This is a genomic window from Paenibacillus sp. 01T442, assembly GCF_056398345.1.
The window spans coordinates 98,884-122,855 of the sequence record NZ_JBFTPF010000003.1; the positions used below are offsets into that span (position 1 = coordinate 98,884).

The window sequence follows — 23,972 nt, forward strand, 5'->3', positions numbered from 1 at the left end:
TGGTATGGTCTACTTCTAAGTTTAACGAACCAATTGCAAGATTTCGGGCTATCGGAATCGCATATCATTTATCCGTTTGTAAACTTGATCGGTATGCACCTGGAGTAATCCCTTCATATTTCTTAAAAAAGCGGATGAAGCCGATATCATTAGCGTAACCGACCTTCGCAGCTACCTGCGCGATCGTCATCGATTGATGCGTGAGCAACTTCTTTGCTTCGCGAATGCGCACCTCGGCCACATAGTCAGTCAGATTTTGCCCGCTAGATTTCTTGTATACGGCTGAGATGTATTGCGGAGTCAGATTGAAATGATCGGCTATCCAGTTGACGCTTAGCATATTTTCGCCGAAATTAGCTTCGATATATTGTTTGATGCCGTTTTGCAACAGTTCGTTTGTATCGCTTCGCCTTTCCTTGAGATTAAGGCAAATGGTTCGATAAGATTGTTTCAATTCCGCAAATGCGGCATGCGTGGATTCGCTAACGGCCGCACGTTCGATTGAGGCGATCCGCTCTGCCAAAGTCGATTTCAGATCCGGATAGCTCTGCACGATCCGAAGCATTGTTGCCGTAGCAGTAACGAGCAAATAGCGACCTAGCTCAGGCGAGATGCTGCGCGTAGTGAAATTGTCATCATACAAAGCGTCAAGCAGCTTATCCACTTTGTCGGCCTCCCCTGCTTTCACCAGATTGACAAGCTGCTGCTCCACCTCAAGCGGATAATAGAAGTAGGATTCTTCCGTCGAAGCTTCCGTATTGCGGTCCGTTTCGGTTCTCCGCGCAAGGACGATCCGTTCGTCGAGCTGTTTAAGCGCATCTCGGAATGCTTCTCCGATTCCCTCTGGATCCTTAGCTACCCCGCTGATCCCGACTGACAGCTTTATCCGGAAGCGGCTCTCCAGCAATGCGGTCAGCTTCACTGCCATCTCTTGCATTTCCGCTTTGGCCATGCTCAATCGTTCAGTACGCAGGTTGATTAGAACCGCAACTCTGCCACGATCGAGCTCGACGGGAAAGCCGAGATGATGCTCGCCTACAAGCTCACCGGCGATATTAGATAGGATAAAACCAACAAACGGCCATTCCCGTTCCCCGCCACCTTGCGCGAAGCCACTTATATCACCTGCATCTATCAGAATTACAGCAAATGACGAAGAAATGAACGAAATGCCAACAAAAGCCAGCGATTCCGGCTCCAATTCAGCAGGCTGCACGTATCCTCGTATAAGTCTCGTCAAGAAGTTGACGCGAAGAATTGGCGCTTGTTGAGCCAGCATGCCACGCAGCTGTGATTCCGTCAGACGTGCCGACTCAATCGTCGATCGGATCAGCTCAAATTCACCGATGCCAGTTTCCTGTTCGGATCCGCTCCACTTACGGATAATCCGAACAACATCCCGAACGGGTATATAATTTCGGTAGGCAAGATATAACGAGGCTGCTCCACCTCCGAACGCGCAGAGCGAAAGCAGGAGTATCGCCCATCGCTTGACAGCGTATACTTGATCGAGGAACACGGCCTGGGGGACAACGTAAACATATTTCCAGCCGTTCACAGCGGATGTTGTATAGGTCACGATCTGTGATTGTCCGTCCATAATCTCCTCAAGCTTTCCGTAATCGTTCGCCATATTCTTATAGAATAAGGAGATTCCGCTTCTTGTATCAGCTGTTGAGCTAATAACCCGGTTCTGTTGGTCAAGGATATAAATCTCCCCACGATTAACGGATGCCAGCTTGTCGAATAAGCTTCGGAATTGGCCCTCATCAATCATGACAATCAAGGAACCCTTAACTGTTGAGGAATCGCCGAACGGCAGTGATTGCCGATAAACAATAAACGGCTTCGTGCTTCCATTATCCATCCGAACAGAAGCCGCCGGTTCATAGAAACGTAATGCCGGTTTCTTTAACTCTGTCACCCAATCAGCGCTTGTTTTACCTGCGAACCGGTATACGTGATCGAATACGATTTCTGGTGTAGACTTGACGTTAGGGCCGATAATGAGACGGTTGTTGATATCATAGATGTAAAAGTCGTGGATCAGCCTGCTTAGGCTTTTGAAACGCTGCAGATCGTTCGTAAATTCAATGATGGAGTAGGCATCCTGATCACTAAATGAGCCTTCGTGATTAAACAGCCAGCCGAGACGCGGGTGAAATGCAATCTGCTGCTCCAGTTGCTCGATTTCCTTCAAACGTCCGTCCGCCACTTCACGCAGTTGCTCCAGCATGGCGGCGTTGGTGTTGTCTACCGTATGCTCCACGACCGTTTTTGCTTTCCAATACAGGATTGAACCGATGACAATTGCGAGCAGCAGCACGGCGATGTAAGAGCCGAACAGCGCCATCATCATGCTGCTGGAACGTTTGCGGGATGGAAGCTTGAAGCGGTTCGGTTTCATATCTTTTGTAGACCCCCCGTGGTTACATGCTATCGTTTTCTTCTATGCCGAACGGTATCAATGTTCTTTGTCAACGTGCGTCCATTATCTACTGGAAGACCACATCCGCCAGTTAAGGCCTATCGCTTTGAAGAGTGCTTCCATGTAGAAAAAGTCGCCCCATATGGTGTACATATGGAATTGCCCCTCTTCCGTTCTTCCGTAGCAGGATGACATAATGCCGTTTCGTTCCTTTTCCCCTGCACTTGAATACGGCATAAGAGCCTGCAGCATATCGTTCGCTCTACTCCGATAGTAATCGGCCTGAACAGTGTCGTCCAGCGATTCTGCCAAATCGAACATACCCGATATTGCTATTGCCGATGCCGAACAATCATGAAGTTGGATTGCCCCGTCAGGCAGACGGAAGTCCCAGGGCGGAATGAGACTCTCTGGTGTATGCTTGATAAAGTAATCCGCCATCGCAGCAGCAGCATCACGAAATTCCATTTTCCCGACTAACTCGTAGGAAAGCTGAAAGCCGTAAACTCCCCAGGCTTGTCCCCTCGACCATGTCGATTCGTCTCCATAGCCGTCCTCGCAAAAGCCGCCGATAGGATTCCCACTTTCAGGATCGAAATCAAATGTATGATAGGTGGAGAAGTCATGGCGCAGAAGGTGTTTACGTGAGTTCTCCGCATGGGAAAGTGCTGCCTCGCGGTACTTTGGGTCGCCGGTCAGCGCGGAAGCGGAATACAGCAGTGTCAGATTCATCATGCAGTCAATGATGATTTTGCCTCGACGAATATCGGATTCGACTGGCCCCCAAGCGCGTATAAATCCCCCATTTACATGGTATCGCGCCAGCAGCTTGTCGGCCGCATCCACAGCCAATTCCTTATACTTAGAGCTCCCGGTCAACCGGTACATTTCCACTGCATACAATTGATACAGGAAACCAAGGTCATGGTCCGTATATCCGGTTTCCAGTCGTTCTTGGTACAAGGACAAGTAGCCATGCAAGTACATTAGATACTTCGGGTTATTTGTGTATCGGTAAGCCATCGCAACCATTCCGGTCCAAAATGATCCCGTCCAGCTGCCGTCCTCCGAGAAATGTTCGGCATATCGTCCATCCCGATGAATATGTGGGAAACGATGGCCGTAGTCTTCCAAATTTCTGTCAATTTGCTGTATGATACTTTCGATTTCCAACTCGTATATCCTCTTCACTTCTTTTCTCTCCTCCTAGTACGCATGCGAATGGTGCGCAGCACTTCGCTTACTTCAATTGTATCAAGCCGCCTCTCCCCGACGAACTATACGTTGTTAAGATCGATAACCCATTGCCAATATCGGAGCGCCTCTATTCATTTGGTGGCAGTCACGTGTAGCCCAAGCCACCGCTCCGAGAGCGCATGGAGTATCTCTTTAGATGGACCAGTAACCGAACAGAGATGATTCTCCTGTTTTTGAGGTCATGGTGCTTCTGAAAGAGCTGGAACAGGAACTTGAAATTGCATGGAGAGACAATCAGATAAATGAATGGATAAGAGCATAAAGAGAACGATAGATCATTACGTTAACGGGAAACGATAGTTTAACAATAAGGGGTTATTTACTTTTAACAACTACCCTAAGGAAAGAGAACTAGGTTATGCTATTTACGATCTACATTCCTCTCAGATTTATTTTCAACTGAAATCAGCAAAATAGCGCATCTACGTTCCCTTCTGGAAGGAATGTTTATGCGCTATATGTTCAGTCATTAATATGATAAGAGAGTGTCCATCTTTTCCCACAACACAAGCCCCTGCTCACTCTCCGACCAAGGGATAAAATGTGACTGCATCACGTCATGCCAGTTCTCTGGAGTAATCGGTGCAAGCCATCTCCTTCTCGTCGCCCCGTGCTCAAACACGGGTGACGGACGTTCGTGATAGGAGAAGATCAGATTCTCGTGCGCTCCGATCATATAGGTCGGATTAAAGCAGCTCGGTTTCTCCTCCTGCAAAGCGTAATGATAGAAGATATAGCTGCTGTACTTCAACGGGTTCAGACGCGCAAGCATCCCGATTCGCTCACGGCCGCCATTTTCTCTGGCTTCCCTCGTCTCCGGCTCCCCATCGTGGTAAATATCGAGAATCGGAACTGCATACCTCTGCGTGCCTCCATCACCCGGCCATGTCTCCAGCATCTGCAGACACGTTGTTGGCCATTCCCATTCCAAGCATTCGCTCGCCGTTTCGAAATAAAGGAATACACCGCTCCCCTTCGCGAAAATCGAGCAACTCAACATACCCTGCACGCGAAGTTCGCGCTGCCAGCTTTCAGCTGCTTCGGCTAACGCGAGTGAGAAGCTCGCTTCGCATCCTACCTTCACCTGTGCCCTATACATCCTTCTCATCATGTTAGTATCGGGTAAAATCGGCTTGCGTTGCCCGCGCGAATCATTCCCTTCTCCTCCTCTGTAAGGTCATCAGGAAGCACGGCTTCGAACAAATCGATGACGTCCCCATAGCCGCCTGCTTGTAGTGCCACAGGCCAATCGCTGCCAAACAGCAGCCGATCACTGCCGAACAACTGAAGCAACTGATCGATGTATGGCCGAAGCCTTTCAGGATGAAATCCACCTGCCATCGTGATCATACCGGACAGTTTAACCGCCACGCAGGACAGCTGGGATAGCCGCTCCATGCCTATTCGCCACGGCTCTATTCCCTGCCCACGAATGTCTGGGCAGCCGAGATGGTTGACAACCGCCTTGAGCAGCGGCAGCTCCTCTAAATACGATGCTACATCTGAGAGGTCTTGGGGCTTTACGAGCAGATCCAGCGTTAGTCCAGCCTGCATCAAAGTGGTTAGGGCCAACCGTAGTTTGTTCTGATCGGTCCCAGACCGTTCAGAACGAAATGCGCTGCCGCCAAGTCTGATACCGGTAAAGCGCGGATCAGCCTTCAAGGACATGATCTCTTCGTGAAAATGATCCACGAACGGATCGAGCCCTCCGCTCACGCCGGATATTACCGGCCAGGCTTGCGCCAGCTCCAGCAGGAATGCCGATTCTTCTGCTGTAACGGCAGCCTGTACGGCTACAAGCCCCTTCACACCGAAAGCGCCCAATTCCGAGAGCAACTGCTCCGGCAAGTAATCCTGATAGAGCAGCTCATTCTCGGGCTTCAACCAGCCGTAATCACCACGTGATGGCTTCCAAAAGTGAACGTGGCTGTCTATATACATGGCACTTCGCCTTCCTGCCCCTTACGGCCAGCCAGCAGATCGGCGGCATACGGATTCGGCCATGGCATCTCATAGCTCGGCGTATTGACGTAACGCTTCATGCCGAGCTTCAACCTGATGCCGGCGCCTTGCTTTAGATGAATCGCCAGCCATTTGCCTTTGAGCTCCATGTGCGAGTCTTGCACCGGGCACCCATCTGCGTCGATTCGCTCGGCACTGGTGAATTCGTGCTCGCCGAAGCCCCCTGCCTGAATGACGACCTCACGTTCGTCATATAAGCTGGTGTTGCAGAGCTGCAGCGTCACGCCGTCCGTTGTAAGCGCCTCAACTAGCGCAGATACACCAACCGGAAGACCTGGCCGCCTCTCCTGTGAGTCAAAGTAGCGCACTCGCGCATGCTGTAGACCGCCGTGCGAGATATGCATCGGCCCTCCCAGTGTCAGTTGTACTAGCGACTCAAAATAAATAGGGCACATTTCCTGCCAGATATGAATGTTAGAAAAATCACCGTCAGCAAAGCCGCTTTTCCATCCGTGCGGGTCGCCTTGCTCCGAGCGCATTCGCTCCAGCTGTCGACCGACCAGCTCCATATTGGCGGCCAATATCCGCTTCGGATAGTCGGGGTTGAGCCCCCGAATGTACTGGAACCAAGGCTCTGTATTGCCAATATAGTGCTTCGTTTCCCTTCCTGTCCGGCTGTCCCTTCCGGATACGACAGGCACAGTAATTTCATTCCAATCATGATCCTTCGGAATCCGCTCTAACCGCTCTAAATCCTCGTCGGCCATGGACATCGTCCACAAATAAACCGGATACTTTGGCAGAGCCTTCCGCCAATCGTACCATCCGTTATCCCCGTGCTTATTCGGCACGAGTACCTGGCCATTCTCTTCCCGCCGCAGCGCCCAGTTAGCATCTAGCTGAGAACGGGCTAACTCAAGCTCGTTCATGTCTCCCGTAAGCAAAACGGCATTCATACACGCGTTCGTCAACGGCTCAATGATGGTCATAAATCCATGCGGCCATCTCCAACCGTAGTAGCCTCCCCACCATTTACCTTCGTTGTACTCGCCGATTACGCCTGTCAGTCCGACATTGTCGGGAATAACTCCTCCGTTATGGCGGGTACGCTCTTCCCAAGCTGCGAGATAATCAACCACCCAATCGCGATATACTGTGTCTCCATTATGCATGAATGCGTGCGCAATCAGTCCGGTTGCATTCAAATTCAGCGGGACGTCTCCCCGGTTCATTCGCTCATTCATCATCGCAATCAGGTTCTGATATACATCATCGTTGGACCAAGGGCATTTGCCGCTCGCAAAATCGACACCAGGAATATCTTCATATGGTGCAGGATAATGGTCGAGAATGCTGCGATGCGTGACCCAATCCTCTTCCGACACCGTGAAACGCGGACCCTTGCTTCCGGTCAATGGTGACCGTATAAGCTTCTGTGCTTTATCATAATTAGGAGCTTCCGGATCGTCTCCCATATACATACTGGCAAAGCGTACTGCTCTCTGCTTGTCTTTCGTTGTAACAGGGCCAGCTAGTCCGAGAAAGTAGAGAAATAAATACCCTTCACCGTGATGCATCCAATCATAGTAAGCATCGAATTCTCGGTGAATTTGCCCATACTCGGTCCATTGCCAAGTAATCCCTTCCCAAATCTTACGCGATACTTCATGGAGCTCACGACTGCCCCCTAACACGTAGAGCAGCGCTAGATTCATGAACCCTTCATAGGGGTCATCCGAGCCGTCCATACCCGGCCATTCTTTCTGCCAGATCAGACTTCCATCAGGCTGTGTGTAACGCGCCACAAACTCCTTCGCCGCCTGATTCAGCGTAGCAAACAACCACTGTTCCTGTAACGCCCACTCTGGAGGAACCATTCGCTCCTCCGCTACAATCCATGGCAGCATGCTTCCTTGTGTGTTCACTTCGCTTCCTCCTTCTCCGCCGGAAATAAACTTCTGCCCTGAAATAAGTCATACACCGTTTTCAGTTCCTCTGGATCCAATCCCCGCCCATCGCAAAATGCTAAGTTCGTGCGCAGCACATCCGATGTGGCAGCCCCCGTCAAGGTAACGTGAATGTCAGGATGCGACAGACTGAAACGCATGGCTGGCTCGACGAGACCGTGCGGCTCTCTCTTACGCAAAAACTGGAGCTGATCCATCCGCTTCGTTGCCTCGTACACGAGGTTAGGCCTCAAAAACGGTGCCGGCGTATCGGCAAGCAAGCCGAGTCCGAGCACGCTACCGTTGATAACACCGATTTCCTTCTCTGCTGCGAGCGGCAGCAGTAAGTCCTTCGCCGTATGATCAATCAGCATATATCTCGTATAAAACTGGATGCTGTCAAAGCGATTTAGCCGAACATAACGCTCCAGAAGTGATAATATCCTTGTTGAAACGCCGATATATCGAATCTTTCCATCTTCTCGCAGCTTCTCTAGCGCAGGTAGCGTTTCGCTTACAATCGTTTCATAAGGAACCTGCTCCACATCGTGAATTTGCAGCAGATCGATCCAATCCGTTTGAAGCCGTTCCAGACTATCCTCAACGGAGCGAATCGTCGTCGCATAATCGAACGATTCTCCCGGACCCACTGCCTTCGATGCCAAAACAACCTCATTTCTTCTGCCGCCGTTCAGCGCCCTACCAATTCGGCGCTCCGACTCACCTCTGCCGTAGCTCGGTGCCGTGTCGATAAAATTGATTCCGCTGTCTAAGGCCTCATGGATCATCTTCTCGACATCATGTTCATCCGCAGGTCCAAAAACCCCTCCAAGGGGCGCGCCGCCAAGCCCGAGTTTCGATACACGAAGTCCGGTTCGGCCGAATGTAGTATACTCCATTTGAATCCCTCCTACTGTAAATTGTAGTGTTCATCCTTTATAATCAAAATAGCCAGAGTTCCCCATCTTATGGCATATCTTCTCTATTTGAGGAAGAGGCGAAAGCAAACGTGGAATTTATTTATACAGAACCGATCGGTTTGACCGATCTTGCGGTGCTCGAGGTCGGCACGCAAAGTTGCCTGCCGGACATGTCATTCGGGCCCTCTGTAAGAGATATGTATATCCTTCACTACATTCACAGCGGATACGGCACTTACTCAACAGGAGGCAGACCGGAACCGATTGGCCCAGGTGAGCTGTTCCTTGTCATGCCTGACACCGTACATTCCTATTGTGCCGAATCGGATGAGCCCTGGCGCTACTCGTGGTTCGGCTTCGTCGGGACATTGGCCCCCCGTCTAGTCGAACTGGCCGGATTCACCGTCCTGTCTCCTGTCCGGACGGCTGACTCATCAACGTCCGTTGAATATCTTTTTGGCAATTTAATGAGCCTGCGCAAGGAACCGGCCAAAGAGCTCCTTTTGACCGCTCTGCTGTACCAAATATTCGGTACACTCGCGATACCGGACGATGCGCCCCCGCTAAGAGCCGATGTCGGACACCACATACGTAATGCCGTTTCCTTTATGAACGCCCGCTATGCCGATCGCATCAGTCTTAACGAAATCGCTGACTATGTAGGGCTGGACACCAAGTACCTATGCCGTCTTTTCCAGCAACGTCTGTCCATGTCCCCGTACCGGTATTTGACCGATGTTCGGATGAGAAAAGCTTGCCGCCTTCTCCGCAGGCAGCTTCTCGGGATCGCTGAAATTGCTCTATCCGTGGGCTACCAAGACCCCCTGATGTTTTCGCGCATGTTTAAACGAACCATTGGTCTTTCCCCAACTGCTTACAGGGAGAAGGCGAAATTGGAGAGCGGAACTGCATCCTATGAAACTTCCTGATTATCTCCAAAAATGAAAATAAGCCTATCGATGATAGGCTTTAATTGGTATAATAACTCTCGTACAACTGAACTTGGGTGGTCGGCATCCTCCGGAAAGGAGGTAATGCCTATGACATTTTCATTTCATGAGTTAATGCTGTTCGGGATGTTTATTCTCGCACTTTTAACCTATATGAAAAGAAAATAACCCCACTCAGGTTAGCGCCATAGGGTAGGGGTTATTCATTTCCGGTATGTCACTCGGAGTGTCTCCATCCAAGTGTTGTGCAGAAGACGGACCGCGAATCCGTCTCTTTTGTTATATTTACTCTAACATACTCTATTCATACCCGCAAATAATTATTAATTGCCACATACGTTTTTGAACTGTTAATCAAAATCGTACCTTTCTTCTTTCCAGGGATCACCATACATATGGTAGCCATTCCGCTCCCAAAATCCCGGCTTATCCTTCGCCATAAACTCAATGCCACGCAGCCATTTGGCACTTTTCCAGAAATATAGATGCGGTACGACCATTCGCACGGGTGCTCCGTGGTCAGGTGTCAGCAGCACGCCATTATGTCGGATGCCTAGAAAAGACGTCTCCAACAGGAAATCTTCCAGTGGCAGATTCGTCGTCCATCCATGCTCCGCATGCAGCATCACATGGGTTGCTTCAGGTTTCAGCTTCACTTTACTCATAAGCTCCGACACAGCAATGCCTTCCCATACATTGTCCAGCTTGGACCATGTGGTCACACAGTGAATATCGTTAGCAAATTCCTTGCGCGGCAGTGCCATAAAATCCTTGTACGAAATGGTGAATTCTTCCTCCACCAAGCCAAACAAACGCAAATCCCATTTGCTCATATCGTTGTAGTAGGGCACGGACCCATAGTGCAGCACAGGCCAGCCTTGTGTCAGCGTTTGCCCAGGAGGAACACGATCATTCGGATCCTGAGGCAGCTTTTGCCCAAATTGCATGGAAAAAACCTCCATCCGTTCTAGTTGCATCTTAATGGAAACAACCTAGTCGTTACCGATATAGGAGCCATATTCCGCAGCGCTCAATAAGCCTTCCAATGCTTCTGGTCCTGAGATTTCAACCTCGACCATCCAGCCTTCACCGAACGACGCATTATTAACCAGCTCTGGCGAGCCTTCCAATGTGCTGTTCACAGCCGTTACTTTGCCTGATACTGGGCAGAAAATATCCGAAACCGTTTTGACCGATTCCACACTCCCAATGCTCTCATTCGCTGTTACAGCAGCGCCCACTTTCGGAAGCTCTACGAATACAATATCTCCTAATTGATCCTGTGCAAAATCGGTAATCCCTATGCGAACCACCGTATCCGATAGCTTCTCTACCCACTCGTGCTCTTTGGTGTATAACAAATTGGCTTGTACGTTGCTCATCAGTCCACGCCTCACTCACTTACAAATTTTGCTTTTAGCTTAATCTACTGTGAACATCAAAGTCAAGATAGACGTCCCAGAAGCAGTGAAACGAGCATGCAGCCCCTCCACTGACCTTCCATATCAAAAGTTATTGTTGACAATCTACACCAATTTAGACACATAATGAAGTTAAATATGGCTAATTAAATATTGGCGAATGAGGATACAGGGAGAGACTGCTGAGCATAATGGCGGCGCCGAAGGAGTAAGCCCGGAGCGGTGAATCTCTCAGGCAAAAGGACCTGTATCGGACGCGACTCTGGAGAGCTTCGAACACTCGTTATTCACGGGAAATCGGACACCCAAGGGGAAACTTAACGATGGAATGTATAGATTCTACCGTTCTAGGCAACTCTCAGGTATAAAGGACAGGGGCAAAAGGTATGTTTGTGTTGCATACTTTTTGCTCCTATTTGTGTTTCCGAAATATAACCAATGGTAAATAAGTCCAATGAAAGTGAGGTTATTTGCATGCTGAAACGAACACCGCTCTTCCCTGTTTATGCGGAATATGGCGCGCGAATCATTGATTTTGGCGGCTGGGAGCTGCCCGTACAGTTCACTGGCATTCAGAAGGAGCACGATGCTGTCAGAGGGCAGGCCGGGCTTTTTGATGTGTCACATATGGGCGAAGTACGTATTCAAGGCCCGGATGCTTTCGCATTTTTACAACGCGTTACGACGAATGATGTGTCCAAACTGGTGGAAGGCCAGTGTCAGTACAGCCTCCTCTGCTACCCGAATGGCGGTGTAGTTGATGATCTGCTCGTCTATAAGTTCAGCGCCGATAACTACATGCTCGTTATCAATGCCTCAAATATTGAGAAGGACGTCGCTTGGCTGCAACAGCATCTTGCAGGTCAGGTAGAACTGACCAATGTTTCTGAAGAGACTGCCTTGCTGGCTTTGCAAGGTCCGAAAGCTTTGAACATTTTAGCTAAATTGACAGATGCACCGATTCAGACGTTGAAAACCTTTCATTTCCTCCCTGACGTGAAGGTAGGAGATGTGACAACGCTGCTCTCTCGTACTGGGTATACAGGTGAAGATGGCTTTGAGTTATATGTCGATCAAAAGGATGCGATTACGCTCTGGCGTAATCTACTCGAAGCTGGTGCTGAGCATGGGCTCATCCCGACAGGTTTGGGAGCTCGGGATACGCTTCGCTTTGAAGCGCGACTCCCTCTTTACGGACAGGAGCTATCTTCGGAGATTTCGCCCCTTGAGGCGGGACTTTCCTTTTTTGTAAAGCTGGATAAAGGCGATTTCATAGGGCGGGATGCCCTGCTCGAGCAAAAAACAAACGGTGTACCCCGTAAGCTTGTCGGTATTGAAATGCAAGAACGCGGCATTCCACGTCCTCATTACGCCGTATACGCCGAAGGTAAACAGATTGGTGAGGTAACAACAGGTACACAATCTCCAACGTACAAAACCAATGTTGGCTTAGCTTTGATCGATGCCGCGTATAGCGCTTTAGGTACGGATGTGTATGTCGAAATCAGAGGCTCGCAAGTGAAAGCAACCGTAGTCTCTACCCCTTTTCACAAAAAGAAATAATTCCCGAATCCGGGTCGGAAGGAGCATCTTCGGTTATGAAACATCGTTATTTGCCTATTACGGAGCAGGATCAAAAGGAAATGCTGAAGACCATCGGCATCTCCTCCATGGAAGAGATGTTTAGCGATATCCCGCAGCAGGTGCGGTTTCAGGGTGAACTGCAAGTAGGGAATGCCCTCAGCGAGCAGGGATTACTCCGATATATGCGCGAGTTGGCGGGGCGCAATGCGGATTTCCAGCGCTACGCCAGCTTCCTCGGCGCTGGCATCTACGATCATCACCTTCCGGTGGTGATCAATCATGTGATCTCACGCTCAGAGTTCTACACAGCGTACACGCCTTATCAACCGGAAATTAGCCAGGGGGAATTGCAGGCGATTTTTGAATTTCAGTCGTACATCTGTGAGCTCACCGGCATGGCCGTGGCGAACGCCTCGATGTACGATGGCGCAACAGCGCTGGCCGAAGCTGGCGCGCTTGCCAGCGGCGCGACGAAGCGCAGCCGTCTGCTCGTGTCCCGCGCGGTGCACCCGGAGGCGCGCGCCGTCTTGCGCACGTCCGCCCGCGGGCTGAACTTGGACGTCGTCGAGATCGCCGTGACCCCCGAAGGTGTCACGGATCTGGACGATCTCGCGTCCAAGCTCGAGAGCGACGCAGCCGCCGTCATCCTCCAATCGCCGAATTTCTTCGGCTGCTTGGAGGATCTCGCGGCTGTGGAGCCGCTCGCGCACGGCGCGGGCGCACTGCTCGTCGTGAGCGCGAATCCGCTCACGCTCGGGCTGCTCGAAGCGCCGGGCAAGCTCGGCGCCGACATCGTCGTCGGCGATTGCCAGCCGCTCGGCATTCCAGCTGGGCTGGGGGGGCCGAGCTGCGGCTACTTCGCCGTCGCGGAGAGCTGGATGCGCCGCATGCCGGGGCGCATCGTGGGCCAAACCGTGGACCGCGATGGCAAGCGCGGTTTCGTGCTTACGCTGCAAGCGCGGGAGCAGCATATACGACGTGAGAAAGCCACGTCGAACATCTGCTCCAACCAGGCGCTTCTCGCGCTTTGCGCATCCGTGTACTTGTCCACGATGGGCAAGCAAGGCATTCAAGACGTTGGCACACTCAACGTCCAGAAGGCCCATTACGCGGCGAATCGCCTCACCGCGTCAACCAAACTCGAGCTGCCGTTCACTGGCAGCTACTTCAATGAATTTGCCGTCAAGCTGCCAGACGGCACGAACATCGAGGAGCTGAATCGTCAGCTCCTCCAGCGCAATATCATCGGCGGCTACGATCTGGGCCGCGACTATCCCGAACTGGCCGGCCATATGTTAATCGCCGTCACCGAGCAACGAACACGCGAAGATATCGATAGCTTCGCAGCCGCATTGGAGGAACTCGTATGAACAACGAAAAAGCTCTTATTTTCGAAATGAGCCATCCTGGACGCGTCGCGTATTCCTTACCCGAATCAGATGTTCCCGATGTGAATATCGATGAACTGCTTCCGGCCAAGTTTCGGCGGCAGCTCGAACCTGACCTGCCCGAAGTGTATGAAGTCGATGTCATCCGCCACTACACGGCGCTTTCTCGTCGCAACTTCGGCGTGGATAATGGGTTCTATCCGCTAGGCTCATGTACGATGAAATATAATCCCAAAATTAATGAAGATGTTGCCCGCTTCCCTGGCTTCGCCCATATTCATCCTTATCAGCCAGAAGAATCGATACAAGGCGCGATGGAGCTGCTGTACAATCTCCAGCATGATCTCGAAGCGATCACGGGCATGGATCGCGTAACCTTGCAGCCTGCGGCTGGCGCACATGGTGAATGGACCGGTCTCATGATGATTCGAGCTTATCACGAGAGCCGCGGTGAGCATCGTACCAAGGTCATCTGTCCCGATTCGGCGCATGGCACGAATCCAGCCAGTGCAACGGTTGCTGGGTTCCAGACCGTGACAATTAAATCCGATGATCGCGGCCTCGTGAATCTCGACGAATTGCGCCGTGCCGTCGGTTCAGATACGGCCGCGCTCATGCTCACGAACCCGAACACACTCGGTTTGTTCGAAGAACAAATCGTCGAGATCGCCGAAATCGTGCATGCCGCTGGCGGACTGCTCTACTATGATGGCGCGAACGCGAATGCCATTATGGGCATCACGCGACCAGGGGACATGGGCTTCGATGTGGTCCATCTCAACCTTCACAAAACCATGAGCACCCCGCACGGCGGAGGCGGCCCTGGCGCTGGCCCTGTCGGCGTCAAAGAACGGCTAATTCCATTTCTGCCAACGCCTCTTGTCGCCAAGCGCGAAGATAACAGCTACTATTTTGACTACAACTATCCGCAGTCGATCGGTCGCGTCAAAGGCTACTACGGCAACTTCGGCATCCTCGTTCGTGCCTACACGTACATTCGTACGCTCGGTCCGGAAGGCTTGCGCAACGTATCCGAATACGCTGTGTTGAACGCCAACTACATGCTAGCTCGCTTAACGCCTTATTTCGACGTACCCCATCCCCGCTTCTGTAAGCATGAATTCGTGCTGTCCGGAAATCGTCAGAAGAAGCTGGGCGTACGTACACTTGATATTGCCAAAAGGTTGCTCGACTTCGGCTACCACCCGCCAACGATCTACTTCCCGCTCAGCGTGGAAGAATGCATCATGATCGAGCCGACGGAAACGGAAAGCAAGCAAACCTTGGATAGCTTCATCGATACGATGATCGCCATCGCCAAAGAAGTAGAAGAGAATCCAGAGTTGGTTAAAAATGCCCCATATACAACTGTCGTCAGCCGGATGGATGAGGCATTGGCCGCTCGGAAGCCGGTTCTGAACTGTACGTGCGGATAATCGTCCCGAACTTGCGAAAAGGCTGTTCCTGAAGTAGATAATTCTACTTTAGGAACAGCCTTTTGTTATCTGCATGAACGTGTTATTTTGTTGTGATCGACATTTTTTCTAAAAGCTTGAATAAAATAACGGCCATTTCGGCTCGGGATGCCGTTCCCCGGGGGTTGAGTCCTTTCCCGTCCCCTTCTACGATGCCAAGTTGGATCAGTGCAGCTACACTGCTTCTCGCATAAGCGGAAATGCTGGCACTATCCGCATAATCGTTGAGCACCGATTCATTGTATTGGGTGTTTAACTTGCCGCTTGCATTCAACGATCTGACGCACAGCACCATCAAATCTTCTCTGGTGATCGCTTGCGTTGGCATCGCTTCATTATTACCCGTACCGGACATGATGCCAAGCTCCTTGGCAATTCCGAGAGATTGATAGTAATAATTTCCCTGACTAACATCGTTAAAATTACCTTGGAAGTCGGCGCTCAAATGAAGTGCTCTTACCAGCAACGTGATCACATCAGCACGTGAGACTTGATTACCGGGCTCAAATGAAGCAGCCGACGTGCCTTGAATAATCCCCTTCTCGGTAAGGGAATCAATAGCTTTCACTGCCCAATCGAAGCTTGGGGTGACATCCTTAAATTTCGATGATCCGGAAGCGCCTGCGCCGGGTAGGATTGGTGTTGATGGATCTTGTTGCTTTGGTTTCTCGGGTATTTCAGGCTGTTTCACCGGTTGGTCTGGTGATGGCGTAGGTGGCGGTGTTTCTGTACCACCTGTTCTCACGGTAACGACAGGCCCGTCATTGGTCCAGTTGCCAGCAGCATTTCCTGCTTCGATGGCAAACGTATACGAAGTGGCAGACTGCAAATTGGTCACTTGATACGTGCTTGTTGAAGCAGGAACTGAAGCGACCAATCGGCTGCCGTTATAAATCCGATAACCGCTAACTTCAATTTCATCCGTTGCGCTGCTCCAAGTTAGTTGAGCACTGTTCGCACTCACTTGCCCTGCTGTTACTTGACTATGCTCGGGCCAAACAGGTTTCGTTGTATCGCGCTTGACTTCGGCGCTAATTAGACTCGGGCTCACTTGAATGACGCTATCATTAACCAACGTACCAACGCTCATATTGCCCACCTGTAAATGAGCAACTGAGCCTGGATGCGTCAGATGAAAGACAAGTGTCACAACTTCACTTACAGCAGCTGCCGAAACCGAATTGGCATCATCCACGTCGCCTATTCTTGTTGCGGCATACAAAATACGTCCGCTTTCTGGCGTTATTATGCTTTGAAAGCCAGAGGGCTGCCCAGCGATCTCATACACACTGTCCGTCACAGACAGCGAATTGCCAGTCCCTGTGAATATTTCCGACTCCATACTAAGCAACTGCAATTCGGCAGGATCATAACCGAATTCCGCTTGCGCCGAATAAATGGGACCTAAGGCTCCATGAATCGCATCACTTCCAGCCATAATTTTCACGGTTAATGTATCCTTCGAAGCGGCTGTCTGAAGCGTGAATTCGGAAGCAGCGACATCGCCCTGTACAGTGACAATAGCAGACACCTCCGCTCCTGCATAATTGGCTGTCACTGTCGTCGTACCGCTGCGCAGCGCGGTTACTTTCCCATCGGCATCAACCTTAACTATCGAAGGGTCTGCCGCTTGGAAGGACGACTGTCCGGTTACGTCGACAGGACTCCMATCCGGCCTGACTAAGCTGACCGTGGTCGCGTGCGTCGCCCCATTCTTTAATGTATATGCCCTACTGTCCAGCTGGATGGAAGAGACTCGAACTGGAAATCCGATGCTTTTGGTGCCGTACGTCACGGTTACGACGGATTGCCCAGTTGAAATAGCAAGCACGTTACCAGAAGCATCCACCACCACCACGGTCGGATGATCCGAAGTGTATCTCGCAGAGTTGCCAATATCGGTTATATAGCCGTCCGAATAAACAGCTTGTGTAATACTTCTGGCCGTACCGCCTACAATCAGATCCATCCCACCAACTCCAGGAGACAATGAGACAAGCTCTTGAAGGATTGGTAGAACCGTCACCGTTGCTGTAGCGCTTTTATTCCCGTACGTGGCTGTCAACACCGATGTGCCATAATGAAGCGCACTCAGTTTGCCACTGCTGGCATCGACAGAAGCAACCATCGGGTTGCTCGATACAAACGAAACGCCTGGCAGTCCGTTCGCTATTCTCGCTCCATCTGAATAAACGGCTGTGAGTACGGAAATTTGCTGTTCGCCTTCCTCCAAAACATAATTGGTTTGATCAAGCTGAACTTCGTTCAGCACAGGAGCGGTAGAAACCGTAACCGTCGTCGAAGCGGTCACATCTCCAATAGAGGAGGTAATGATAGCCGTCCCCAGACTAATTCCTGTGACGTTGCCTTGATCATCAACGGCCGCCACCGCTGGATTGGATGAACGGTAAAAGGCCTTATCCGTCACATTTAACGTATAATCGCTGTAATTCGCTGTAACTTGCGAGCTATGAGCGGCATTCACCGTCAAATGATAGTCGGGCTCCATCACGATCGAATCTGGGAGTTGATCCACGAATAAATCATCAAATTGGATCGTTCCTTTCTGTGCTTTGTCCAGGGAAAAGCGGACGAGTTTCAGTGTATCCGTGCTTGCGGTTGTATCCCGGAAGGCAAATCCAGCCGCCTTCTTTACGCCGTCTACATATGCGTCATACTTTTTCGTAGCGGTATCTAGAATAAACTGGACATGATACCACCGATTTGCTTGAAACCCTGACAAAATAGAGCTGCTCGTTGCTCCATTATAGGCGTTAATATTCGTACCCGAAATAGATAGACTGATCATATTGTTACTTGTGGTAGAGCCATAGATATATGGCGCCGACTTCGTTCCACTCGTTTCGTCTGACTTAAGTCGGTAACTAACGACGGCTTTCCCCGTTACGGACAAATTCTTTCGATCCAATGTAAGATTAGCTGCAGCTGTTGTAGTTGTTTTTTCAAGTCGCACACTCTGATTCGACAGATCTCCGCCGTTAGAGACAACCTGAATGGATCCATCCAGTGTAAGGGTCGGTGTCCAATTAGTGGCCGAGAAGTTCCCTGACTGCAGCGAGTTGAAATTTTCATCCATCCCCACAACTGTAGCGGCTGCTGCGGGACTCGGCACTATCCCGAAGGAGGCTGCGGTCAAAGTGACAAGCAGAGCTACAGCAATATGTGATTTTTTCCATTTTATCATTGTTCACCCTCCTTAAGGCTGATTCTTCGTTGGCCGCATGTAATAACCAAGCTGCCCCAAATCGGCGGTATTGATTTGTCCATCGTTATTCAAGTCCAAGGCATAAGGAAAATGCAACGGATCGCCTCCCTGTGTAGCGCCTAACTGCTGGCGTAATCGTGATAAGTCGGATCCTTGTACGGCATGGCCGTCGATCAGAGCAGTTTTTCCGGCTTTATCAATAAATAAGGAATGCCCATCGTGCAACACGAGTTTCATGCCTTCGTCTTCAACTGTCAGCGAGCCAAGAACATCTGTTCGTCCATCGTATTTCGCAACGGATTTCACAGAAAACCCAGTTGCACCTGCATTTGGTTCTATTTTGCTGACGAAGTATACCCAATCTCCTTCTTGATAAGTTGTGGCGAGCGTGCTATCCGTCACTTGAACCGTAATCTTGTCACTGTTTGCAAACTGCACAATACTGCCATTATTCGCAGATGAACGGACATTTGTCGGGTCCCACAGCGCTTTAGAATACAAATCGTCCATAATTTTACCTGGTGTTGTGACAAACCCTGCGCTTAATGCGCCTTCATCGGCAATGGACAGCCATGTCGGCTTGGCTGCGCCGCCAGCAGGCGCGTTCTCCGCTTTCAACATTGGGAAGCCAGTAACTCTAGCTGATCCGGCAACGAAAGCTGGGCTTGTTATGGTGCCAGCATCTTTGGCCAAGTCAAGAAGCGGCGCACCATCCGTGCCATAGAGGCCGTTAATACGAATTCGATCAAGCTCAGTGGTCCCTGGCGCATACAATCGATTCGGCACGGACATGTAGGGGAGCCCTATCAATTCACCAAGCGATAAATAGCTTTGTGTGGAGCCAAATCGAACAGCCAGTACGTTATATAACGATTTCCCGTCCGTGATATAGTACTGCTTCGTCGTGTTAATCCCATTAGTGCTTGCTCCATCGTCTTGCCGAACAAAATAATTGGGGAGCACTTGATTGGTCGTAAGCTGCTTCACGTCATCATACTGTCTGCTTCCATCTGCCGCCTTCACGTACCAACCATTCACGCGATCGATTTTCGGGAAGCCCGGTTTATCAGGATCGCTTCTGCCGGTATCGTACAGACTCTCCATGAAATCTGTACCCGAAACGGAAATATTGAGCGGCTGTCTGCCATCTGTCTTAAAATAAGCCGACACGTTTCCTTTCCGCAGGCTGTTCGTTTCAAGCTTCTGCTGTTGCGTGCGATCCCATGGATAGTGCTCCATCGTTTCATACATTTGCAGCGGTCCGTGAACCGCGATATGTCCTAAGTTCGCCGTATCGCCGTAAGTCATTATCGGTGAAGAGAACGATTTGATCAGAAAGCGCCCAAGATCCGCCTGCAGTTCATGCCCCCAGTACGAGAGTCCTGAAAAGTTCCCCATATTATAGGCAGAGCTGCCGCCTTCGTTATGGCGCGAACCCGCAAATATCCAACCGTCAGCTGCCATTCTGACATTAAAATAACTTGCCATTTCCAGACCATCTTGATGCAGCAGCGTCTTCACATCGCTATATGCTGTATCTCCATCGGGAAGCACCTGCAGGATCCCTGCAAGATCACTTAACGAAACACCGGCATAACTCACATCAAAGCCGTTTACTTCATAAAAAATGTTATAACCATCTATATTTTGGCGTGCCGCCTTACGCACTCCGCCTGATGTTAACGGAAGGTTAGTACCGTCGATGCCAATGGCGTAGTAATCACGAATTTCCTTTTTCAAATTGTCATCATGAAGCAAGTTGGCTATTTGAATGCCGCAGAGCAAGGCAACGAGCGATTGATTCATCGATTGCTGGGTATTGAATTGAGACACCCGTGTGAGCCATGTCCACATCGATAACGCCTTCGCTTTGGCATCCGCCATTTGCTGTTCCGTAAACAAGCCCTCTCCATATTGAATGGCCGTTGCCAAATTATGCAGGCCAAAGGCAGTCGTCGGGTAGTCCGCGCCTGTAGTTGCGCCACTTACGCTATAGGGCAGGTAAGCCGCTCCGCTGTTGTTCTGGCCAGGCATCAATTTAGATGCGTTCGCGATGTTATCGATGGTCATGATTCTATTTTTCAGATAAAAATCAAGTCCATCACGTGTCCGCTTCGCGAGCAAGTCATCGGTCTTTCCGGTGTGCCCCCAATTAAAAGCAAGCAATCCGAGCGTTCCGAGTCCAGCTTCTGTACTGCTAGCTTGTTGGTCAACACCGATATATGAGACATTGTCGAATGTCACAGTGCCTTGGGCATGATTGCTGCGCAATTCGATCCGCACATAATATACGGGATATGGTGTATCGAAAATACCATTGATCTCGCCCCACTGCCCTGCTGTCGGAGCGCCGTAAAAGCTCGTGCTCCCGATCTGCTGTTTATTTTGATCGAGATAAACGAGACGTGCTTCCACACCCTGCTCATCGGATGCGGCAAATCCCTGTTCCGTCTTATATTTCACATTAAAAATACGATAATCACCGCCGAATTGCCGTGTACCATTGCCTGACGCGGACAGCGTGTTGCTTAGTAGAGCGACCGCTGAGGTTGATGACGTTACGATCTGCCCACCTTTTCCACTGTATCCACCCGTCCCTGATACCGTAATGGTCGAAGCACCGCTTTCCTTAACAGCCGTCCAAGATGCTGTAGTCTCGAACCCGGCATTAGGAACAGCTGCCGTGCCTTTGGTCGCATAAGGAATCTGGTCGCTGCCAGCCGAAGTATCAACGCGCATTAAACGGATTCCATCCCAAAGCACAGTTCCCTTGCTATCATCCATCCCGGCTTGCACGACGATACGAGCTGGCTGCTGCGAGGGAACGGTCACAAGTCCTCGAATTTCTTGCCAGCCTGCCGCCCCGCTTGCACCAGTGAACACAGAAGGCGTACCAATCGCTTGACCGTTATTGTCCAAGAACGTCACTTTCGCGTAAATGCCCTGTCCCAGTGCCGATGTTACCAGCTGTTCAGCCTTATAGAATGCGCTTAAAATCATCAAACTGCCTGGTGTAACTGTCACATCGGCAGGTGCCGTATAGTCAACCATCACATGAACCGGATTGCTTATTTGCTGAACAAGAGCAGCGCTGCCCGAAGATTGCGCGTCCATTTTGGTATAACCGCTGCCTTCCAATGCGACAGATGTATCCTGCTCCCAAGTCACATTCACCTGATTGGGTGTTCCACTAGCGCCATCCGTCAGGCTCCAGCCTTGCGGCACACTGGAAGCACCCTTTTCAAATCCATAATTATCTGTAATATTCCCCGCAGCCAGATTGCTGCCCGAGACATATACCTTTTGCGGGTAATTATCAAATCGGCCATCAGGCTGCTGATTGGCAATCAGATTTTGCTGGAAAAAGCTCAACATCGTTTCGCTTTTAGCTAAGTCTGGGTAGACGTTATCAACCCTGTCGTAGTAAATCGGGGTATCTGGTGTCATCGCCGCACTATCGGCAGCTGTCACCACCGGACAGAAGGATGCGGCTGACAGCAGCCCCGCCAGAGCGAGCGAATACCACCGTACGCTTTTGTTTCGCAAGGAACTTTTCTGCATAATTGACCTCCCATATTGTTTTGGTTGCGCTTACATTTTGTTTCTGGAGGGAGCGGCAACCCGCTCCTCCTTTTACACTGACCAGATCGGAGCACCTGCTTCGATCTTCAATTCCTTGCTTCCCACTGCCTCTAGCATGGATTGGCGGAATGGCCATACACCAGTCGGTGCCTCCAAATTCAGTTTCTTACCTGCATCTTCATAAGTAAGCTGTAACCGTCCATCACGGTTCACCGCTTTCATGCCAGCGAGCTTGGCTAGCCATTCATCGTCTGGACAATCTGCGCTTTCGATAACTAAACCGAACAACACATGGGCTTCAATTAGCTCGGTAAGCGCCAAATCCTTGCCCTCACCCTCATACATAACAATCTCCAATGAGGTCGTTGCGTCATCTTCTGTTAGCCGAACCTGCGGGGTGTACGTTCCGAAGCGGCACTCATGAAGCATGAGTCCGATCTTCACATGAGGCGTACGAATCAGCAACGGTTTCCCTGCATCCACTTGATCYGGCAGCATCAGCCCACTGCGGTCTCCGCCAAACTCGAAACGGAACAGCAGGGATGACGCATGTATGGTTCCTTGAATCGGATCCAGTACAAAGTGCTTGTCACCATGATCCGAGCAGAACCGAGCAATGCCTAACAGATGGCCTCGGTGTTGGATCGTGTGCAACAAGCCGGAGCTGAAATCGTATTGGTCGTGAAGACAGCGGAAGCGCAAACTCGTAGCCTGTTCCGCTTCTCCCCAATACGCCGTCAACGGTCTGCGTTGGTTCCATAGATCGCAATGATTGAAGGAGCCCAGCGCAAAAGCAGGTGTTAGGTATGACGATGCAATAACAGGTGCTGCTCCCTTTACAATCACTTTCTCCGTGAATGAAGCTGCACGTCCTGTCTTGAAGTACGCTACAAACGCTTCGGGCATATTCAGCCCCACACGTGCCCATAACGCGCTAATCTCCAATTCATTCTCCTCTAGGAATTGAAGTCGACCTTGCCCTGCAAGTTGTAGAAATGAGAGCAGCCCTTTCCCTTGCAGCGTTTCGTAGGATCGACTGTGCGGTCCAGCCCACTGGCGGGTAGCACTATGATAATGCTCGGCAATGGAAGCCCAAGCCATGTCATGCAGTTCTTCAATCATGTTCAGACTCGCAGCATCACGGATATGTCTGAGCATGAGCGATAAATCCTCAATGGCGACAACGGTATATGTCGGGCTGTTATATTCCGTGAATGCGCCGTGAAACGTACAATATTCATGCAATAGCTCCAATTTGCTCCGTCCATAAGTGAACAGTTCCATATTCCCGAGTAATTCGCCAGCAAGCAACGACACATAGGTACCCATGATGCAAATATTCGTATAAGAAGGCATCACATTGCGTTGCATAATTAACACTGCTGCCGCTTCCAGTGAAGTCCTTATTCGGGTAAGCAGTTCTTGTGGCAATTTATCCGCATGATCTACGTAAGCTTGAATTAACGCTTTTCCGCAAAAGTCAGCCCAGTTGCGATCTGGCGAGGCCATATCCGCGATGGGTTCTTCCATATAATAGGGCCAAATCCCATAATTGGACTGTTTGCGATCTAGTTCTTGGAAATCAAGCAAACGTCCAATGATTCCAGCTGCAAGCTCGGTATCACCTTCAGCCTGACGGTCCAGCAGCGATAAAGCAAAGTAAAACGATTCGCGAATCATATGAACCTCGGCGTTGCGTATGTTCGTATGGTRATTGTACGCCGGGCCTCTTCTCGTTTTGAGTGCGAGCTTCTGAATATCAAAATTGTTCCACTGCTTTTGCACAATATCGTTACACAACTGTCTGATCGATGAGTTCATCATGTGTCTTGC

General features: G+C 50.5%; 15 protein-coding genes and 1 riboswitch. Of the genes, 4 read left to right on the plus strand and 11 right to left on the minus strand.

The window, feature by feature from the left end:
* Positions 1-64 precede the first annotated feature (64 nt).
* The 6 genes from AC1DLM_RS04575 to AC1DLM_RS04600 all read right to left on the minus strand — a co-directional run bounded on the left by AC1DLM_RS04575 (position 65) and on the right by AC1DLM_RS04600 (position 8,492).
* Positions 65-2,407 carry an AraC family transcriptional regulator gene (locus AC1DLM_RS04575; protein ID WP_477569256.1) on the minus strand — a complete coding sequence of 781 codons (2,343 nt, stop codon included), beginning with the start codon at positions 2,405-2,407 and terminating at the stop codon, positions 65-67.
* 84 nt (positions 2,408-2,491) lie between these two features.
* Positions 2,492-3,619 carry a glycoside hydrolase family 88 protein gene (locus AC1DLM_RS04580; protein WP_441988928.1) on the minus strand — a complete coding sequence of 376 codons (1,128 nt, stop codon included), beginning with the start codon at positions 3,617-3,619 and terminating at the stop codon, positions 2,492-2,494.
* A gap of 535 nt (positions 3,620-4,154) precedes the next feature.
* Complete coding sequence (locus AC1DLM_RS04585) at positions 4,155-4,769, minus strand: hypothetical protein (protein WP_477569257.1); 615 nt, start codon at positions 4,767-4,769, stop codon at positions 4,155-4,157.
* A gap of 23 nt (positions 4,770-4,792) precedes the next feature.
* Positions 4,793-5,626 carry an amidohydrolase family protein gene (locus tag AC1DLM_RS04590; RefSeq protein ID WP_477569258.1) on the minus strand — a complete coding sequence of 278 codons (834 nt, stop codon included), beginning with the start codon at positions 5,624-5,626 and terminating at the stop codon, positions 4,793-4,795.
* The gene (locus AC1DLM_RS04595; protein ID WP_477569259.1) at positions 5,617-7,572 is read right to left on the minus strand and encodes a DUF8034 domain-containing protein; all 1,956 of its coding nucleotides are present in this window, start codon (positions 7,570-7,572) and stop codon (positions 5,617-5,619) included. Before AC1DLM_RS04595 ends, AC1DLM_RS04590 begins: the two co-directional genes overlap by 10 nt.
* Entirely contained in the window at positions 7,569-8,492 is a 924-nt protein-coding gene (locus tag AC1DLM_RS04600; protein WP_477569260.1) for an aldo/keto reductase, read from the minus strand. Before AC1DLM_RS04600 ends, AC1DLM_RS04595 begins: the two co-directional genes overlap by 4 nt.
* 155 nt (positions 8,493-8,647) lie before the next feature.
* On the opposite strand from AC1DLM_RS04600, the gene AC1DLM_RS04605 reads away from it, so the two are divergent.
* Positions 8,648-9,442 carry an AraC family transcriptional regulator gene (locus tag AC1DLM_RS04605; protein WP_477569358.1) on the plus strand — a complete coding sequence of 265 codons (795 nt, stop codon included), beginning with the start codon at positions 8,648-8,650 and terminating at the stop codon, positions 9,440-9,442.
* Positions 9,443-9,813: 371 nt separating this feature from the next.
* On the opposite strand, the gene AC1DLM_RS04610 is transcribed toward AC1DLM_RS04605, so the two are convergent.
* Together AC1DLM_RS04610 and gcvH are read right to left on the minus strand one after the other, a co-directional pair.
* Complete coding sequence (locus AC1DLM_RS04610; RefSeq protein ID WP_477569261.1) at positions 9,814-10,410, minus strand: sulfite oxidase-like oxidoreductase; 597 nt, start codon at positions 10,408-10,410, stop codon at positions 9,814-9,816.
* A gap of 45 nt (positions 10,411-10,455) precedes the next feature.
* Positions 10,456-10,845, minus strand: a complete 390-nt coding sequence (gcvH, locus tag AC1DLM_RS04615) for a glycine cleavage system protein GcvH (protein ID WP_171633049.1) — start codon at positions 10,843-10,845, stop codon at positions 10,456-10,458.
* 199 nt (positions 10,846-11,044) lie between these two features.
* A riboswitch (glycine riboswitch) is annotated at positions 11,045-11,141 on the plus strand.
* A gap of 211 nt (positions 11,142-11,352) precedes the next feature.
* On the opposite strand from gcvH, the gene gcvT reads away from it, so the two are divergent.
* The 3 genes from gcvT to gcvPB are packed head-to-tail and all read left to right on the plus strand — an operon-like array spanning position 11,353 to position 15,292.
* Complete coding sequence (gene gcvT / locus AC1DLM_RS04620; protein WP_477569359.1) at positions 11,353-12,447, plus strand: glycine cleavage system aminomethyltransferase GcvT; 1,095 nt, start codon at positions 11,353-11,355, stop codon at positions 12,445-12,447.
* A gap of 35 nt (positions 12,448-12,482) precedes the next feature.
* Positions 12,483-13,838 carry an aminomethyl-transferring glycine dehydrogenase subunit GcvPA gene (gene gcvPA / locus AC1DLM_RS04625; RefSeq protein WP_477569262.1) on the plus strand — a complete coding sequence of 452 codons (1,356 nt, stop codon included), beginning with the start codon at positions 12,483-12,485 and terminating at the stop codon, positions 13,836-13,838.
* The gene (gcvPB, locus tag AC1DLM_RS04630; protein ID WP_477569263.1) at positions 13,835-15,292 is read left to right on the plus strand and encodes an aminomethyl-transferring glycine dehydrogenase subunit GcvPB; all 1,458 of its coding nucleotides are present in this window, start codon (positions 13,835-13,837) and stop codon (positions 15,290-15,292) included. Before gcvPA ends, gcvPB begins: the two co-directional genes overlap by 4 nt.
* 82 nt (positions 15,293-15,374) lie before the next feature.
* On the opposite strand, the gene AC1DLM_RS04635 is transcribed toward gcvPB, so the two are convergent.
* The 3 genes from AC1DLM_RS04635 to AC1DLM_RS04645 all read right to left on the minus strand — a co-directional run bounded on the left by AC1DLM_RS04635 (position 15,375) and on the right by AC1DLM_RS04645 (position 23,963).
* Positions 15,375-18,536, minus strand: coding sequence for an S-layer homology domain-containing protein (locus tag AC1DLM_RS04635; protein ID WP_477569264.1), 3,162 nt, complete (start codon positions 18,534-18,536; stop codon positions 15,375-15,377).
* Positions 18,537-18,548: 12 nt separating this feature from the next.
* Positions 18,549-22,118, minus strand: a complete 3,570-nt coding sequence (locus AC1DLM_RS04640) for a hypothetical protein (RefSeq protein WP_477569265.1) — start codon at positions 22,116-22,118, stop codon at positions 18,549-18,551.
* A 72-nt stretch (positions 22,119-22,190) separates the two neighbouring features.
* Entirely contained in the window at positions 22,191-23,963 is a 1,773-nt protein-coding gene (locus tag AC1DLM_RS04645; protein ID WP_477569266.1) for a hypothetical protein, read from the minus strand.
* Between the last annotated feature and the right edge of the window lie 9 nt (positions 23,964-23,972).